The sequence below is a fragment of the Tateyamaria armeniaca genome (assembly GCF_045797845.1).
GTDB lineage: Bacteria > Pseudomonadota > Alphaproteobacteria > Rhodobacterales > Rhodobacteraceae > Tateyamaria > Tateyamaria armeniaca.
The window spans coordinates 892,280-907,714 of sequence record NZ_JBHDIY010000002.1 but is presented as its reverse complement, the minus strand read 5'-3'; the positions used below and the strand labels follow the sequence as shown (position 1 = coordinate 907,714).

Below are 15,435 nucleotides of genomic sequence, written 5' to 3'. Positions count from 1 at the left end.
ATCCACGGAACAAGGCGGCGAGGATCTGATGAAACTACTCTTTGTGCACCAGAACATGCCGGGCCAATACCGCGAACTGGTGCAATGGCTGGCCGCGCAAGGCGGGCACGAGATTGTGTTTCTGACCCAGCGCCTCAATGCGCCAAAGATCACCGGCGTGCGCACTGTTGTCTACAAAACGCATCACAAGCCGGGCGAGGATGCGTATGCCCTGTCCAAAACGTGGGAAACGGCGGCGGGCAACGGGTTTGGGGCTGTCACTGCCTTGCGCAAGATCATGGCCGAAGGGTTCACGCCGGACATCGTCATTGGTCATGTCGGTTGGGGCGAGATGAGCTTTTTCCGCGAAGTGCTGCCCAAGACGCCGATGATCGGGTTTTTCGAATACTTTTATTCCGTGCGCGGTGGACCCGTGGGGTTCGATCCCAAGGATGAGGTCAGCGATCACGCGCCCTATATCATGCATGGCCACAACGTCGTTCCACTGCTCAACATCGAGGCTGTCGATGTCGGCCACAGCCCGACAATCTGGCAGCGGGATCGGTTTCCAGCCAGCTTTCACGATAAAATCTACGTGTGTCACGACGGCATCCGCACCGACAAACTGGTGCCCGATGCAAAGGCCAGCGTGACACTGGGTCGTATCGGTCGCCCGTTGACGGCGGAAGACGAGATCGTGACATACATGGCCCGCAATCTGGAAACCACGCGCGGCTTTCACCAGTTCATGCGCGCGTTGCCATCGATCCAGAAGGCGCGCCCGAACGCCCGCATCCTGGTGATTGGCGGCAATGATGCGTCCTATGGCGGCAAATCCAAGCATCCCGGCGGGTTGCGTGGCCAGATGGAGACTGAGGTGGGTCACTTGCTGGACTGGGACCGGCTGCATTTTCTGGGGCAGGTTCCCTACAAGAACTATCAGCAGATCATTCAGATCAGCGCGTGCCATATCTATCTGACCATGCCCTTCGTGTTGTCCTGGTCACTGCTCGAAGCCATGTCGATGCAGGCCACTATCGTCGCCAGCGACGTCGCCCCTGTGCGAGAAGTCATGACGCACGGCGAAACGGGCCAGCTTGTCGATTTCTTTGATCCCGAGGCGCTGGCCGCACAGGTGGTTGAGATTCTGGCGCGGCCTGCGGATTTTGCCCATCTCGGGCCCGCCGCGCGTCAGCACGTTGTCGACAACTACGATTTCCTGACAGTGTGCCTGCCCGAACATATCCGACAGATGAATGCGCTGGTGCCAGAGGATCTGCGCATTCCGGTGCCTTAGCCCGTGGGTATCATCGTTCTCGGGGCAGGCGGGAAGCTGGGAAGGCTTCTCCAACCCATCATTTCAGACGATGCCGTTTGGCTTGATCGTGCTGGCCTTGACATCTGCGACGGCGAGGCATTGCGGAACGCCCTGCGCGGTGCAGGCTGCGTTATCTGTATGGCGGGCGTCACTCAAGGTTGTTCTGACCGGTTAGGGATGAACTCTGACCTTGCCATCCGCACGCTGGATGCAGCGCAGGAGGTGGGTGCCGGGAGAGTCCTGCTGTTCTCAAGCGCGGCGGTTTACGGGAACACGCCGGGGCTGTTAACCGAAGATGGGCCAACTGCTCCGCTTTACGAATACGCGCGTGCGAAGCTTGCCATGGAACGGGCCGCTGCACGGCATGCCCACCCCAACTGCGTTCTGCGCCTTGGAAACGTGGCCGGCGCTGACGCCATTCTGGGCGGTTGGCACCCTGCGTTCAAACTTGACGCACTGCCGGATGGCACCACGCCTCGTCGCAGCTATATCGGGCCTCATGCCTTGGCGCGCACTTTGCTGGACCTTGCGGCGGCTGCAACCTTGCCTGATATTCTGAACGTGGCGGCCCCGGGTTGCGTGGAAATGGGTGCGCTTCTGGATGCAGCTGGTTTGGCGTGGACGCCCCGGCCTGCCACGCGCGATACGATACCAACTGTTAACCTTGATACCACGAATTTGCAGGCGTTCACCGGATTTAAGACTTCGGAGGATACCCCGGACGGCATTGTTTCGGATTGGCAAAACAGGCTGGCTTGATGACTTGGTACAAACGGACACTGGACGTGGTTTTTGCGGGTGTTTTGATCGTGCTCCTCGCTCCGGTGATCGTCTGTATTGCATGGTTGATCTGGCGGGCGCAGGATGGCCCGGTCTTTTATGTGGCCGAGCGTATGAAAACACCCACGCAAGGCTTTGGGCTGTGGAAGTTTCGCACCATGACCGAGGTGGATTGCGACGGTGGCGTTTCCGGAGGAGACAAGCGGGCGCGGATCACGGCCATTGGTGCTAAGCTGCGAGCGACCCGGCTTGATGAGTTGCCCCAACTCTGGAACATCCTCAAAGGCGACATCAGCTTTGTTGGTCCGCGCCCTCCGTTGCGTGAATATGTGGATCGATTCCCTGACCTTTATGCGCAGGTTCTTGCGTCGCGCCCCGGTGTGACCGGGCTTGCCACCTTGCGGTTTCACAGACACGAATCGCGCATTCTTGCCCGCTGCCGGACGGCGCAACAAACCGATGCGGTCTATGCCCGTGTCTGTGTCCCGCGCAAAGCGCGCCTTGACCTGATTTATCAGCGCAATCAAAGCATTGGGTACGATTTTCGTCTCGCGCTTGAAACAGCCGGTACGCTGCTGCGCGTGCCGCCCAATACCCGACGCGCTTTCAATCCACTCAACGCGCGACCGCGCGGACAAATGGCACCCCGTTTAACGCGGCCTTAAGCCTGAGTGCGCAATGGTGATCCCGCGATGTGTCAAGGCAGATCGCGCACTGGAACAGAACCGTTGATGCTGCATCTCCTGACGTAAACGTCGTGATGCGCCACAAAAGAGGGCGCGATGATTGGTCTGACAAAACCCCTGCCATTCACCTGGTCGCGCTTGTCTCTCACAGACGGCTTTGCGGTCCCTGCTGCGCTTGTTTTCACGTGTTTTGTGACATTGCTGACAGCATTGCTTTGCCACGCCATCGGGCTTTCGGCCGAATTTGATCTTGTGGCCGTTTTCGCAGCCTCATCACTTATTACCATGTGCGGTCTAAAGGTGGCTCGAATTCCGGCAACCCGACATCTGTATGTCTCTGGGTTACAAGTCCAAGCGTTTTGCAACGTACACAAATCGACGAGCCCACTTCAGGTGCCGCCCACACTGAGTGCGCTGAATACTCAAGTCTCAAGCGCTCCCACGTGGCCGCCTGTGGATGCCAAACATCTCCTTGGACGGGATGAGATCGACACATCTCTGGGAGACGAGGCGAAGGCCTACGAGGATCGTGTTGTGCTGGTTTCCGGTGCGGGCGGTTCCATCGGCTCAGAACTGGTGCGGCAGGTGTTCGCCTGCAAACCCAGAAAGATCGTTTTGTTCGAACTCAACGAAATGGCGCTTTATGAAATCCATCGCACCATTCTAGCGGCTGTCGCTGACACTAACATCGAAGTCGTGCCGGTGCTGGGATCGGTTTGCGATGGCCCAAAGGTGCGCCGCACGCTGCGTCGCCACAAGGTACAGGTGATCCTGCACGCCGCCGCCTACAAACACGTGGCACTTGTTGAACAGAACCCACTTGCCGGCTTGTCCAACAATGTCATGGGCACCCACACATTGATCACCGAGGCTGTCGCGGCGGGTGTTGAACGTTTCGTGCTGATTTCGTCGGACAAGGCTGTCCGGCCAACAAATGTCATGGGCGCGTCCAAGAGGCTTTGTGAATTGGTCGTGCAGGATTTTGCCAAGCGGTTGGACACATCATGCAGCCCGATTTTTGCAATCGTGAGATTCGGGAATGTCCTCGGGTCGTCCGGGTCTGTCTTGCCGCTGTTTCAGGAACAGGTGCGCATGGGGGGACCCGTGACTGTTACGCACCCCGATGTGTCGCGCTATTTGATGACCGTGCAAGAGGCGGTGCATCTGGTTCTGCATGCCGGGTCCCTTGCGAAGGGAGGCGAAGTGTTTGTGCTGGACATGGGACCACCCGTTCAAATTAACGCGCTTGCCCGACACGTCATTCATTGCGCGGGTTTGAGTGTTCGTGACGAAGACAATCCAACTGGCGACATAGAAATTCAGTTCACTGGTCTGCGGTGTGGCGAAAAAATGAGTGAGGAACTTACTCACACCGGGCAACGCGCCGGGACGCGTCACCCCAAGATCTTCACCGCCATTGAAAAAGGTCTTAGCGAGTTCGAGGTTGCTGCCGCATTGCGGGCGTTGCGCCAAGCGCTGGCCGACGAGGACGAGGAAGGTGCCGCGACAAATGCCTGCCGTTGGGTCGAGGGCCTCGCAGACAGAACAAGTCCTCCAAAGCCCATCTCTCCCGTTCTTCGCAAGCACGATTCAAAACCTGGATTTGCTTCAAAATCCTTTGGCAATAACCAGTTGGAAGTGGGGCATCAATGATTGTCAAAGTTGGATTTGGCCGCCGTCGCGCGGATGTTGGACAGCCATGCCGTTCCAGCTGAAATTGATCCATCTCCTGATCGTGTTTTGCTGTGCTGCCACACTGTCCGCTGCGCAGACACAGGTTCGAGATACGACTGAGGTCACAACAACCTCACCCTCGCTGAATTTTTTGGCGTCCCCGGCCTGATTGATATGCCCAGCGGTGAAGCGCTCCCGGACAGCCAAGTTGCGATCGGTGTTTCCAGTTTTGCGGGTCAAACCCGTACGAATTTCACGTTTCAATTTTCCCCCCGCATATCTGTGACGTTCCGGTATGTCGGCATTCAGGACTGGAATTCTGATGGCTTTGGCACCTACAGGGATCGCAGTTTTGATTTTCGGTACCTCCTGATCAAGGAAGGGCGGATCGCGCCAGCGGTTACCATCGGTCTTCAGGACTTTGCAGGCACCGGAATTTATGCCAGCGAATACATTGTCGCGACAAAGACATTTGATCGCCCTTTTCGATTTGGTCGCTCGTTAAAAGTCACAGCTGGATTGGGTTGGGGACGACTGGGCACCTCAAGTGCGCTCGGGTCGCCGTTTGGCTCAAACAGGCCGCAATTTGTTCCCGGCGATCCGGGCGGTGAGCCTGCGGTTGATCAATGGTTTCGCGGTCCCATGGCAGTTTTTGGTGGTATCGAATGGCAGGCCAACGAACGGCTTGGCTTCAAGGTCGAATACGCAACCGACGCATATCTGCCTGAAACATCGCGCGGCGTATTTGCACGAGAGTCAAACCTCAATTTTGGTCTCGAATACCAGGTGCGCCAGGCGGTCCGGATTGGGGTCTACTGGCTTTATGGGTCCGAAGTTGGGGTGAACGTGCACCTTCAGTTCAATCCAAAGACCCCCGCAGCGCCGTACCGATTGGAAGGCCCGCGGCCTGTCATTGTTCGACCTGAAAGGTTGGTTAATCCGGCAGCATATGACACCGGATGGATGGCCGCGCACAATGCGCCGATTGTCATCCGCAATGCCCTGAGGCCAGAACTGGAGCAGGACCAGATCGTTTTGCTCAGTGTATCTGTATCTGCCACGCGGGCCGAAGCGCGTGTTTCAAGCGATCGGTTCGACAACTTCGCCATCGTGGTCGGCCGCACGGGCCGTGCCATGGCGCGCATCTTGCCGCCTTCGATAGAGATCTTCGACATCGTACTGGTCACCAACGGGCTGGCGGTGTCGAAAGTGACAGTGTCGCGCCGCGACCTCGAAACGCTGGAATTCAGACCGAATGCAAGCCAGGTATTGTTGTCGCGCATAGTGATTGCTGACGCAGCACCAGCCCCTACCGGCAACACATCACAGGTCGACAGCCTGTATCCGCATTTCAGCTGGGCCATAGGCCCCTACATTCGTCCCAGTTTTTTTGACCCGGACGAACCCGTTCGCGCAGACGTCGGAATTGCTGCTGTGGCACGCTACAGGTTCGCACCGGGATGGCAATTGATGGGTGAAGTGCGCCACCGCGTTGTCGGTACGATCAAAAACGCCTCCAGACTGTCTGACTCCGTTTTGCCCCGCGTCCGGACCGACGCGCTGCTGTATGTCCGCGCGGCGGATACGACGCTCGAACGGTTGGTTCTGTCAAAGCAATGGAAGCCCGGGAAAAACACCTATGCCCGGATCAGCGTCGGCTATCTGGAACAGATGTTTGGTGGTGTTTCCGCCGAGTTTTTGTGGAAACCCGCCGCCAGTCGCCTTGGGCTGGGGATCGAGGTGAACTACGTCAAGCAACGTGATTTCAACCAGCGTTTTGGATTTCAGGATTACGAAGTCGCAACGGGCCATCTTTCTGCATATTACGATTTTGGTAACGGGTATTTTGGCCAAGTTGATGTCGGGCGATACCTGGCCGGGGACGTGGGCGTCACAGTCTCTCTGGAACGGCGATTTGCGAATGGCTGGCGCGTCGGCGGCTTTTTTACTCTGACCGACGTGTCATCCGAGGAATTCGGCGAGGGGTCTTTTGACAAGGGCATCAGCGTCACAATCCCTTTGAGCTGGTTCACCGGGCGCCCGACCCGACAATCGCTGAGCACCACAATCCGGCCCGTGCAGCGCGACGGTGGCGCCCGTCTCAACGTATCCGGTCGTCTCTACGAGCAAATACGGAGCGGGCAGCTGACAGATCTGAGCAACGACTGGGGGAGGGTGTGGCAATGATGTTTCCGATACGGGCAGTAGTGGTCTTGGCTGTGTCTTTCCTGTTCGGATGTTCGGGCGCAGGCGACGACCCCTTTGCAAGGTCTTCGGAGCCGCGCAGCCTTGCTGATCGTATGCGGTCGTCACAGGCGGATGCAGTCGAGTTGCCCGCGCTCACCCCACAATTTCTTGCGGGCCTGAAAACACCCACGTTGGAAGTTACTTTGGAACGGACGGGCACGGTCGCAATCCTGTCACTATATTCGGATCGCCTTGATCCTGAACTTGGAGAATTGCGAACCTGGCGCAGCGCTGATGGTTCTCAACTTGTGTTCCGTGAGGGGGTGCTGATTGCCACGCGCGGTTTAGGCAACGACATCGGATCCACGCAGGCAACGTCCATGATCAAATTGCTGACATTGCGCACGCCTTCTGCGGGGCTACACCAGATTTACGTTGTTACCGGTGAGAATGGTACAGAACGCGTGGACTTGGCCTGTGACATGACCGTCGTGGGGCCGGAAACGCTTGAGATCGTTCAACGGCTGATCAAAACCCTTCGTTTAAGGGCGGAATGTGCCGCAGGCAGTAACGCCGTTACCTATAATTTCTGGGTCGATCCAGAGGATTCAACTGTCTGGCAATCGCGGCAATGGGCTGGCCCCTCGCTTGGCTACATGAAGACGCGTCTTTTGAAGAAGTAGGGGTAACATAGGACGATAACGCGTTAACCAATTGTTCAGGTTTTTGGCCTGTCAGATTGCGTTTTCATCAAATCTGACTTAAATCTTCCTCTGTATTTCAGAGGAGCCAATGGCATGAAAAAGACACTGCGTACCGTTTCCATAGCGGCATTGGGAACCGTTTTTTCAACTGCGGCATTCGCGCAGGATATCCCGTTGAACATTCTTGTTGCCGGCAGCACAGGCGGTGAATCTGTGCAAGGTCAGGCGGTTGGTTCTCTGAACGCCGCGAGTTCGACAACGGCGTCTGTCGCAAGTGCGGCTTCGATGCTTGTTGTCTCTACTGCGTCGAGCACCTCGACAAACTGAACGCTTCGAAGCCATGATGATTTGAGCGGAAAGGCGTGCAATTGAGCACGCCTTTCTTTTTGCCCAAATGATATTTTTTAGTCGATGGGTTTTGGCAGACGGTCGGACATTTCGCGAACGTGCAATGAACGGAGCATTCGCGGGTCGAGTGTCAGGCTTACGTTAAAAACAGGCCATCCTGATCTCAAAGGGCTCTCCGACACAATCGGTTCAGTCGATTAGGACATGCCCCATGTCATCACTGCCTTGTCAGCGCATCCGTCACCGCACGCCTGATCGGTGCTGACATTGGTGGCGTGCGAGAGCCCCACGTCGCGATCACTTCCCCGTCAGGTGCAAACAGGATTTTGCTAAAGTTCCACTTCGGTACAAAGCCAGTAATATCCTTTACGGTCTGATAAAGCGGGTGCGCATCAGCGCCTTTCACCTGCATGATATCGGTCATCGGCATGTCCAAACCAAAGTTCATTTCACAGAATTCCTTGACCTCTTCCGCGCTGTCCAGTTCCTGGCGAAAATCGTCTGACGGAACGGCCAGAACGATCAACCCATCCGCGCGATAGGCATCGTACAAGGCCTGCAACTCTGCATATTGGCCGGTGAAGGCGCATTGTGATGCGGTGTTGACGACCAAAACAGGTTGCCCGTCCCAATCGGACATATGAATTTGCCCGCCGTCAATCGACGGAAACGACACATCAGGCATACCCGCGGCCGCAAGTTGGCCGACGAACATGAATACTAGGGCAACGATGGCGCGATACATGCGATCCTCTCCTGACATCCGATGCGTTATAGCTAGTTCAAACTCCGCCAGCGTCACCCTCTTTCAATTGAACGCAAATGCCCCAAATATGAGGCAGACCCCGACACATCACGGGAAAGGCAAACATGACCCAATACACCAAAAACCCGGACGTTATCGCGACACTGTCGCCCGAAGAATACTATGTGACTCAGGAAAGTGGGACGGAACGACCCGGCACTGGCAAGCTGCTCAACAACAAGGAACCCGGTATCTACGTGGATATCGTGTCGGGCGAGCCGCTGTTTGCATCATCGGACAAATACAGATCCGGGTGCGGCTGGCCGTCGTTTACCAAACCGATCGAGCCCGCACATGTGGAAGAGTTGCGCGATGCATCGCTGGGCATGATCCGCACCGAAGTCCGCTCCAAGCATGGGGACAGTCACCTGGGCCATGTGTTCGAGGACGGACCGCGGGATAGGGGTGGCCTGCGGTATTGCATCAATTCGGCCTCGCTCCGCTTTGTCCATCGTGACGATATGGAGGCAGAGGGGTACGGCGAATATCTGAACCAAGTGGAGGATGTGGCATGAGTGACAAACGCGCAGTTCTGGCGGGGGGTGTTTCTGGGGCATGCAGGATCTGATCCGCAAGAAACCGGGGATCAAGGCGACCCGCGTCGGATATACCGGGGGCGACGTGCCGAACGCGACCTATCGCAACCATGGCACCCATGCCGAAGGGATCGAAATCATCTACGATCCGGCGGTGATGTCCTATCGCGAATTGCTGGAGTTTTTCTTTCAGATTCACGACCCGACCACACCGAACCAGCAAGGCAACGATCGTGGTCTGAGCTACCGTTCGGCGATCTACTATGTGGATGATGAGCAAAAGCAGGTGGCCGAAGACACAATTGCAGATGTCGATGCATCAGGTCTGTGGCCCGGCAAGGTTGTGACCGAAGTCGAGCCAGTTGGCGACTTTTGGGAAGCGGAGCCCGAGCATCAGGATTACCTTGAGCGTATTCCGAACGGCTATACCTGCCACTTCGTGCGCCCCGGTTGGGTTCTGCCACGGCGCGCCGCCGAATAGGTGATTTGGGCAAAACCGGTGTGAATGCCTGGCATCTGGTCAGGTATTCGGCCACGTCGCTGGTCGGCGTTTACGGCTTGATAAAGTATCGCACATCAGGTGTGACGAAGCTCAGAAAAACAGGATGGCCGAGTTCTTCGATAAACTGGTCCACAGCTTTTTGGCACCCCTCGTAGGTCCCGTAGTCATCAATAATGACAAATCCACCGGATACGACCCTATCGTATAGGTTCTCTAGGCATACTTTGGTGGATTCGTACCAATCTCCGTCCAATCGCAAAATTGCAATTGGACCTGTGTCCGACGCTGGCACCGTGTCTTGGAACCAGCCCTTGTGAATATGTGTGTTCTGATCGCCATAGCCTAAGTCATCAGCGACAAATCTGCGCACGACTTCCGCATCTCCAGCACCTCCCAAGCTGTCATAAACCCCGGTCAGTGGCTCCATTTTCCCGCTCAAGGTTGACCGGCTACGCCCAGACAGTGCTTCCACTTCGCTTACGGCCCGCTCTCCGTCCACTTCCGGATCCGGTTCACAGATGTCGTCATACGCATCGAACAAATGAATGGGTCGGCGACGGCTGCTCATGGCCAGATTTCCGAGCGCCATGAAACCGCCAACACCGCCTTTCCAGACGCCACATTCAACAAACGCACCGGGGATTTCGTTCAGTTCACAATGGCGGATCATTTCCCACAACGAGGTCAATGCAGGATACGCGATCATCGTGCGATCGCGCACCTTTGCAATGGCCGTGCGTGCCGCTTTTTCGTCGGCATATCCAATCGGGTCCTTTGGAAACAATGCTCTGGCCCGTCTCCGTTCCGCGCGCGCAGTTCCAAATGCTGCGAAATTTTGCCCGATCTTCATTTTCTTCCCTTACCTGGCTAGTGCCACTCCAGCGAGATTAAATACTCAAGCACACGTATTTCATTTCCAGATAATCGTCGATGCCGTGGTGTGATCCCTCGCGCCCGAGGCCGGATTGCTTGACCCCGCCGAACGGCGCCACCTCGGTCGAGATTATCCCTGTGTTCACACCTACGATGCCGTATTCCAGCGCCTCGGCCACTTTGTAGACGCGGCTCAGATCCTTGGCGTAAAAGTACGAGGCCAGACCGAAGATCGTGTCATTGGCCATGGCGATCACGTCGTCCTCGTCTTCGAACTTGAACAGAGGTGCCAGCGGGCCAAAGGTTTCTTCACTGGCCACTTTCATATCCTGTTTGACGCCAGTGATGATGGTGGGCGCGAAAAAGTTGCCTTCCATATCGTCCTGCGCATCGCCCAGAATGACTTTGCCACCTTTATCCTTGGCGTCCTTGATGTGCTCAACAACCTTTTCGGAGGCATCCGGATTGATCAACGGGCCAAGGTCCACGCCCGCTTCGAGCCCGTCACCGACTTTCATCGCAGCAACGCGCGCCTTCAGCTTTTCCGCAAAGGTGTCATAGACACCGGCCTGCACATAGATGCGGTTGGCGCACACGCAGGTCTGTCCGTTGTTGCGGAACTTGCACAGGATCGCGCCTTCAACGGCTGCATCCAGGTCGGCGTCGTCAAATACGATGAACGGCGCGTTGCCGCCCAGCTCCATGCTGCATTTCATCACCTGATCGGCGGCCTGTTTCATCAGGATGCGGCCGACTTCAGTTGACCCGGTAAAGGTCAGCTTGCGTATGGCAGGGTTCTCGCAGAATTCCTTGCCGATGGCCGAAGATGAAGAGGATGGTACGACGCTAAACACGCCCGCAGGGATGCCTGCGCGTTGGGCCAACACGCCCATCACGATGGCAGACAATGGAGTTTCCTTGGCCGGGCGCGCCACGAAAGAACAGCCAGCGGCCAGCGCGGGGCCAGCCTTGCGGGTGATCATCGCGTTGGGGAAATTCCATGGCGTGATCGACGCGGCCACACCGATGGGCTGTTTCAGCACCATGATTCGCTTGTCGCGCTGGTGGCCGGGTATCATCTCGCCATAGATGCGCTTGGCCTCTTCGCCGAAAAATTCGATGAAGGACGCACCATAGGCGACCTCGCCCTTGGCTTCGGCCAGTGGCTTGCCCTGTTCAGCCGTCAGGATCGTGCCCAGATCGTCCTGGTTCTCCATCATCAGGTCGAACCATTTGCGCATGACGCCGGCGCGTTCCTTGCCGGTCCATTTGGCCCATTCCTTCTGGGCCGCCTCGGCGGCTGCGATGGCTTCGGCCACTTGCTCGCGGCTCAGGTCGGCGACTTCGGCGATCACATCACCGCGTGCGGGGTTGGTTACATCAAAGGTCCCGTTGGCCCCATCAATCCACGCGCCGTTCACATAGGCACGGGTTTCCAGAAGCGTCGGGTCCTTCAGCAAGGATTTCAGGTCTGTCGTTTGATCAAGCATGGCAGCTTCCTTTCGAGTCTGGTGCATCTCTTTCAACACAAGGTAGGATTGTCCAGTTCCAAAGCCGGGAGGGATCATGCCAGATCTGGACGATGCGTATGCCAATGGCGCCTATATTGAAGGCGCTGAGGCCTATCCGCCGCGCTGGGCGCAGGAGGCGGCCGATTTTCGCGCACAGTTGGGTGCAAGGGCGCGACTGGATGTGTCCTATGGGCCGTCCGACCGCATGGCGCTGGACTATTTTTCGCCCGAAGGGACGGCCAAAGGCACGTTGATCTTTGTGCACGGCGGCTATTGGCTAAAGTTTGATCGGACCTATTGGTCGCACTTTGCTGCTGGTGCCCTGGCAAAGGGGTGGGCCGTCGCGATGCCCTCTTATGACCTATGCCCAAGTGTCCGTATCGCGGGTATCACGCAACAGATCGCGCAGGCGGTGATGCAGGTGGCCGATGACAGCACCGGCCCGATCAGCCTTGCAGGGCATTCGGCAGGCGGCCACCTTGTTGCGCGGATGCTGGCGCCGGGCATGCTGCCCGCCTCAGTTTTGAAACGCCTGTCCTATGTGGCGCCGATGTCCCCACTGTCCGACCTTGAGCCGTTCCTGCGCACCAGCATGAATGCTGAATTCCGGATGGATACGGCCATGGCGCGCGCCGAAAGCCCGGTGCATCAGCCAGCACCTGATGTGCCGGTGTCGGTATGGGTGGGAGCCGGGGAACGCCCCGCATTCCTTGATCAGGCGCATTGGTTGGCTGATGCGTGGGGCTGTGGTCATGTCATTGTCCCGGACAAACATCACTTCAACATCATCGATGCGTTGAAAGACCCGTCATCTGATATGATCCAGCGCTTGACGACCGCGCGCTGATCGGCAACATCGCCTTGGCCGCAGGCGATGGCGTCGCCTGCACTTTCGCGCTGAAATGTCCTGCACGCCGGGACCTTCTCGTAAAAAGGAGGGTCAGGCATGACCACTCGCCCCGCATTCTTTCGCTTTCACAATGGTGAACAGGCCCAACTGCCGTTCGAGGCCGCCGAATACGACGCCCGCATCGCCGAGTTGCGCGACCGGATGGAGGCCCAAGGGGCCACCGCCGCCGTTTTCACCTCGATGCACAACGTCGCCTACTACTCGGGCTTTCTCTACTGCGCATTCGGGCGTCCTTACGCCTGCGTCGTAACCGAAGATGCTTGTGTGACAATCAGCGCAGGTATTGATGCAGGCCAGCCATGGCGCCGCTGCCATGGCGACAACATCACCTACACCGACTGGCAGCGCGACAATTTCTGGCGCGCGGTGCGCGAAGTGACGGGCGAGGGCGGCGTGATTGGGGTTGAATCCGACCACCTGACATTGCTTCAGCAGGGCAAGCTGGAGGATTTCCTGAAACCTGTGGCGACGGTCGATTTGTACGACACCACAATGCGCCAGCGCATGCACAAATCCGACGCTGAGATTGCGCTGATCCGCCATGGCGCGCAGGTGGCTGATGTGGGCGGTTATGCAATCCGCGATGCGATCAAGGTTGGTGTGCGTGAGATTGACGTGGCCATGGCGGGCCGCGACGCGATGGAGTTGCAGATTGCCAAACGCTTCCCTGATGCCGAATACCGCGACACGTGGGTGTGGTTTCAGTCTGGTCTGAACACCGATGGCGCGCACAACCCGGTCACCGCGCGGGCGCTGGAACGCGGTGATATCCTGTCCCTCAACACGTTTCCGATGATTTCGGGCTATTACACGGCGCTGGAACGTACGCTGTTCGTCGAAACCGTTGACGACGCCAGCCTCAAGCTGTGGGAGGCGAATGTGGGCGCACATGAACTGGGCATGTCACTCCTCAAACCCGGTGTGACCTGTGCCGAGGTGACTCATGCCGTGAACGCTTTCTTCGCTGAACGCGACTTGCTGCAATATCGCAGCTTTGGCTACGGGCATTCGTTTGGGGTTTTGTCGCACTACTATGGCCGCGAGGCCGGGCTGGAACTCCGCGAGGATATCGACACGGTGCTGGAACCCGGCATGGTGATTTCGATGGAGCCGATGCTGACCATACCTAACGGTCAACCGGGCGCTGGCGGCTACCGCGAACACGACATTCTCGTGATCACCGAAGATGGCGCGGAAAACATCACCGGGTTCCCCTATGGCCCCGAGCATAACGTGGTCGGATGAACGCAGCCGGATTTTGCCAGCTCAAGCCAAGCCCGCGCCTTCCCATGGCGCGGGCTTTTTGCAACTATCGGCTAAATCGTGAGTGTCAATGGATGTAAATTGGCATAACATTACCTATATTAGTCTCAACTAATTGAAACGAGGGAGAAATATATGGCCGACTTCGCAAGCCAGGTGAAAGAATCTCAGGATCAGGTGGCGGAAGCCCAGTCCAAGATCGCTGAATTGACCAGCAGGATTGAGGTTGCGCGCGCCAAGATGAAGTCAGGCGATGACATTTCCATCGATATCGAGAATGCGACGCTGGAAGACGTGCACGCCCATACTGACGTGATGAACGCCAACATCGCGGAGTTGATCATGGGTCTGGACGATGTGACGGCGGCCTTTTCCAAAGATTTTGACGAGATGCGCAACAAGACGGGCATGGAAAGCCTGATTGGCATCTTTTCCCGGGCCAAGGCTGAATCCATGCGGCAAGAACGCGTGCGCAGCGCGTCGATTGACGACAAGCTGCAGGACCTGATTTCGAAATCCGACGTGATTGTGCAACTGCTCGAGGGTCAGTTGGCCATGCTTGAAGAACAGAAGGTCAAGGTCGAGGGCAATCTGACCGAAACATTGGACGAACGTGAGATGACCGTTCAGGAACTGGCGGCGCTGCAAGGCGACATCCAGGCGATGGACCCGCAGATCATCACGCTGGAGAATAAGATCGCCTCGGAAACCGATGCGGCCAAGCGGACTGCGCTGGAAACGGAACTGGCCGAGTTGAACAGCAAGTATAACCAGATGGTGCAGGACGAACAGGTCAAGCTGGCCAAGTCGCAGACGCTTGAGCGCTACATCGAAAAGGGCAAAACCTGGATCGACTCGCTGCAGAACCAGGCAGCGACGCAGATGGTGCTGATCAACAAGCTGCAGACCGACACCAAGCAGCGTGTCGTTCTCTATGATGCGCTGACCAAATCGTTGAAGACGGCGCAGCAGCAGGACGTGGCCCACCGTATCAATGAAATCGGTGTGAAAACGGATCAAGAGGCGCAGACCGCCATGGCCGGAATCGGTGCCGCAACCAACAAAAAGATGGCCGATATGCTGGAGGCGCATGAGGATCACATGGTGTTTGCCCGTGACGTGCTGGAGCAGAAGGCGAAGGCCGATGAACGCTTTGCCCGCCGGTTCGCGCAGATCGTCGAGAAGCACGACAGCAATGCGTATGGGGGCTAGACCATGAAACTCGGTCTCGCGGCCATCGCGGTCTCTATCCTCTGCCTCATCGCTACTATCGCATTCGGCGCACCGCTTTGGGTGAACGCGGTCGGGTTCTTCTGCGGGATCGCGGGGCTGTATCTGCTGAGTCGAAAACGCGGATGA

17 protein-coding genes are annotated in these 15,435 nt (G+C 57.2%); 13 read left to right on the top strand and 4 right to left on the bottom strand.

The annotated features are described in order from the left end of the window. Positions 1–28: 28 nt before the first annotated feature. The 4 genes from ACERZ8_RS04485 to ACERZ8_RS04470 all read left to right on the top strand — a co-directional run bounded on the left by ACERZ8_RS04485 (position 29) and on the right by ACERZ8_RS04470 (position 4,416). Positions 29–1,276 (top strand): glycosyltransferase family 4 protein, encoded by a 1,248-nt coding sequence (locus tag ACERZ8_RS04485; protein ID WP_407590932.1) that lies wholly within the window; start codon positions 29–31, stop codon positions 1,274–1,276. 3 nt (positions 1,277–1,279) lie between these two features. Continuing rightward, a complete protein-coding gene (locus ACERZ8_RS04480; RefSeq protein WP_407590930.1) occupies positions 1,280–2,056 on the top strand; it encodes an NAD-dependent epimerase/dehydratase family protein in 777 nt (258 codons plus the stop codon). Further along, positions 2,056–2,742, top strand: a complete 687-nt coding sequence (locus ACERZ8_RS04475) for a sugar transferase (RefSeq protein ID WP_407590929.1) — start codon at positions 2,056–2,058, stop codon at positions 2,740–2,742. The genes ACERZ8_RS04480 and ACERZ8_RS04475 overlap by 1 nt, the downstream gene beginning before the upstream one ends. 414 nt (positions 2,743–3,156) lie before the next feature. Next, on the top strand, positions 3,157–4,416 hold the full coding sequence (locus ACERZ8_RS04470) for a UDP-N-acetylglucosamine 4,6-dehydratase family protein (RefSeq protein WP_407590928.1): 1,260 nt from the start codon (positions 3,157–3,159) through the stop codon (positions 4,414–4,416). A gap of 3 nt (positions 4,417–4,419) precedes the next feature. Here ACERZ8_RS04470 and ACERZ8_RS04465 read toward each other — a convergent pair whose 3' ends face one another. Continuing rightward, positions 4,420–4,701: a hypothetical protein gene (locus ACERZ8_RS04465; protein WP_407594333.1), complete on the bottom strand. Its 282-nt coding sequence runs from the start codon at positions 4,699–4,701 to the stop codon at positions 4,420–4,422. Here ACERZ8_RS04465 and ACERZ8_RS04460 point away from each other — a divergent pair. The 3 genes from ACERZ8_RS04460 to ACERZ8_RS04450 all read left to right on the top strand — a co-directional run bounded on the left by ACERZ8_RS04460 (position 4,612) and on the right by ACERZ8_RS04450 (position 7,655). Next, positions 4,612–6,624 (top strand): YjbH domain-containing protein, encoded by a 2,013-nt coding sequence (locus tag ACERZ8_RS04460; RefSeq protein WP_407590926.1) that lies wholly within the window; start codon positions 4,612–4,614, stop codon positions 6,622–6,624. The genes ACERZ8_RS04465 and ACERZ8_RS04460 overlap by 90 nt on opposite strands. Before the next feature lie 143 nt (positions 6,625–6,767). Then, positions 6,768–7,307 (top strand): YjbF family lipoprotein, encoded by a 540-nt coding sequence (locus ACERZ8_RS04455; protein WP_407590925.1) that lies wholly within the window; start codon positions 6,768–6,770, stop codon positions 7,305–7,307. A 114-nt stretch (positions 7,308–7,421) separates the two neighbouring features. Further along, on the top strand, positions 7,422–7,655 hold the full coding sequence (locus ACERZ8_RS04450) for a hypothetical protein (protein WP_407590924.1): 234 nt from the start codon (positions 7,422–7,424) through the stop codon (positions 7,653–7,655). 238 nt (positions 7,656–7,893) lie between these two features. On the opposite strand, the gene ACERZ8_RS04445 is transcribed toward ACERZ8_RS04450, so the two are convergent. Further along, positions 7,894–8,421 carry a glutathione peroxidase gene (locus ACERZ8_RS04445; RefSeq protein ID WP_407594158.1) on the bottom strand — a complete coding sequence of 176 codons (528 nt, stop codon included), beginning with the start codon at positions 8,419–8,421 and terminating at the stop codon, positions 7,894–7,896. A gap of 125 nt (positions 8,422–8,546) precedes the next feature. Between ACERZ8_RS04445 and msrB the strand changes: the two genes are divergently transcribed. Beyond that, a complete protein-coding gene (msrB, locus tag ACERZ8_RS04440) occupies positions 8,547–8,996 on the top strand; it encodes a peptide-methionine (R)-S-oxide reductase MsrB (RefSeq protein ID WP_407590923.1) in 450 nt (149 codons plus the stop codon). 40 nt (positions 8,997–9,036) lie between these two features. Continuing rightward, positions 9,037–9,498, top strand: coding sequence for a peptide-methionine (S)-S-oxide reductase MsrA (gene msrA, locus ACERZ8_RS04435; protein ID WP_407590921.1), 462 nt, complete (start codon positions 9,037–9,039; stop codon positions 9,496–9,498). A gap of 70 nt (positions 9,499–9,568) precedes the next feature. On the opposite strand, the gene ACERZ8_RS04430 is transcribed toward msrA, so the two are convergent. Continuing rightward, positions 9,569–10,369, bottom strand: coding sequence for a TylF/MycF/NovP-related O-methyltransferase (locus ACERZ8_RS04430; RefSeq protein ID WP_407590920.1), 801 nt, complete (start codon positions 10,367–10,369; stop codon positions 9,569–9,571). Positions 10,370–10,406: 37 nt separating this feature from the next. Next, complete coding sequence (locus ACERZ8_RS04425) at positions 10,407–11,882, bottom strand: NAD-dependent succinate-semialdehyde dehydrogenase (protein WP_407590919.1); 1,476 nt, start codon at positions 11,880–11,882, stop codon at positions 10,407–10,409. A gap of 76 nt (positions 11,883–11,958) precedes the next feature. Here ACERZ8_RS04425 and ACERZ8_RS04420 point away from each other — a divergent pair, with 76 nt between their 5' ends. The 4 genes from ACERZ8_RS04420 to ACERZ8_RS04405 all read left to right on the top strand — a co-directional run bounded on the left by ACERZ8_RS04420 (position 11,959) and on the right by ACERZ8_RS04405 (position 15,435). Then, positions 11,959–12,750, top strand: a complete 792-nt coding sequence (locus ACERZ8_RS04420; RefSeq protein WP_407590918.1) for an alpha/beta hydrolase — start codon at positions 11,959–11,961, stop codon at positions 12,748–12,750. A gap of 99 nt (positions 12,751–12,849) precedes the next feature. Then, complete coding sequence (locus ACERZ8_RS04415; protein ID WP_407590917.1) at positions 12,850–14,058, top strand: M24 family metallopeptidase; 1,209 nt, start codon at positions 12,850–12,852, stop codon at positions 14,056–14,058. Positions 14,059–14,211: 153 nt separating this feature from the next. Continuing rightward, on the top strand, positions 14,212–15,288 hold the full coding sequence (locus ACERZ8_RS04410; protein WP_407590916.1) for a hypothetical protein: 1,077 nt from the start codon (positions 14,212–14,214) through the stop codon (positions 15,286–15,288). A 3-nt stretch (positions 15,289–15,291) separates the two neighbouring features. Beyond that, positions 15,292–15,435, top strand: a complete 144-nt coding sequence (locus ACERZ8_RS04405; protein WP_407590915.1) for a hypothetical protein — start codon at positions 15,292–15,294, stop codon at positions 15,433–15,435.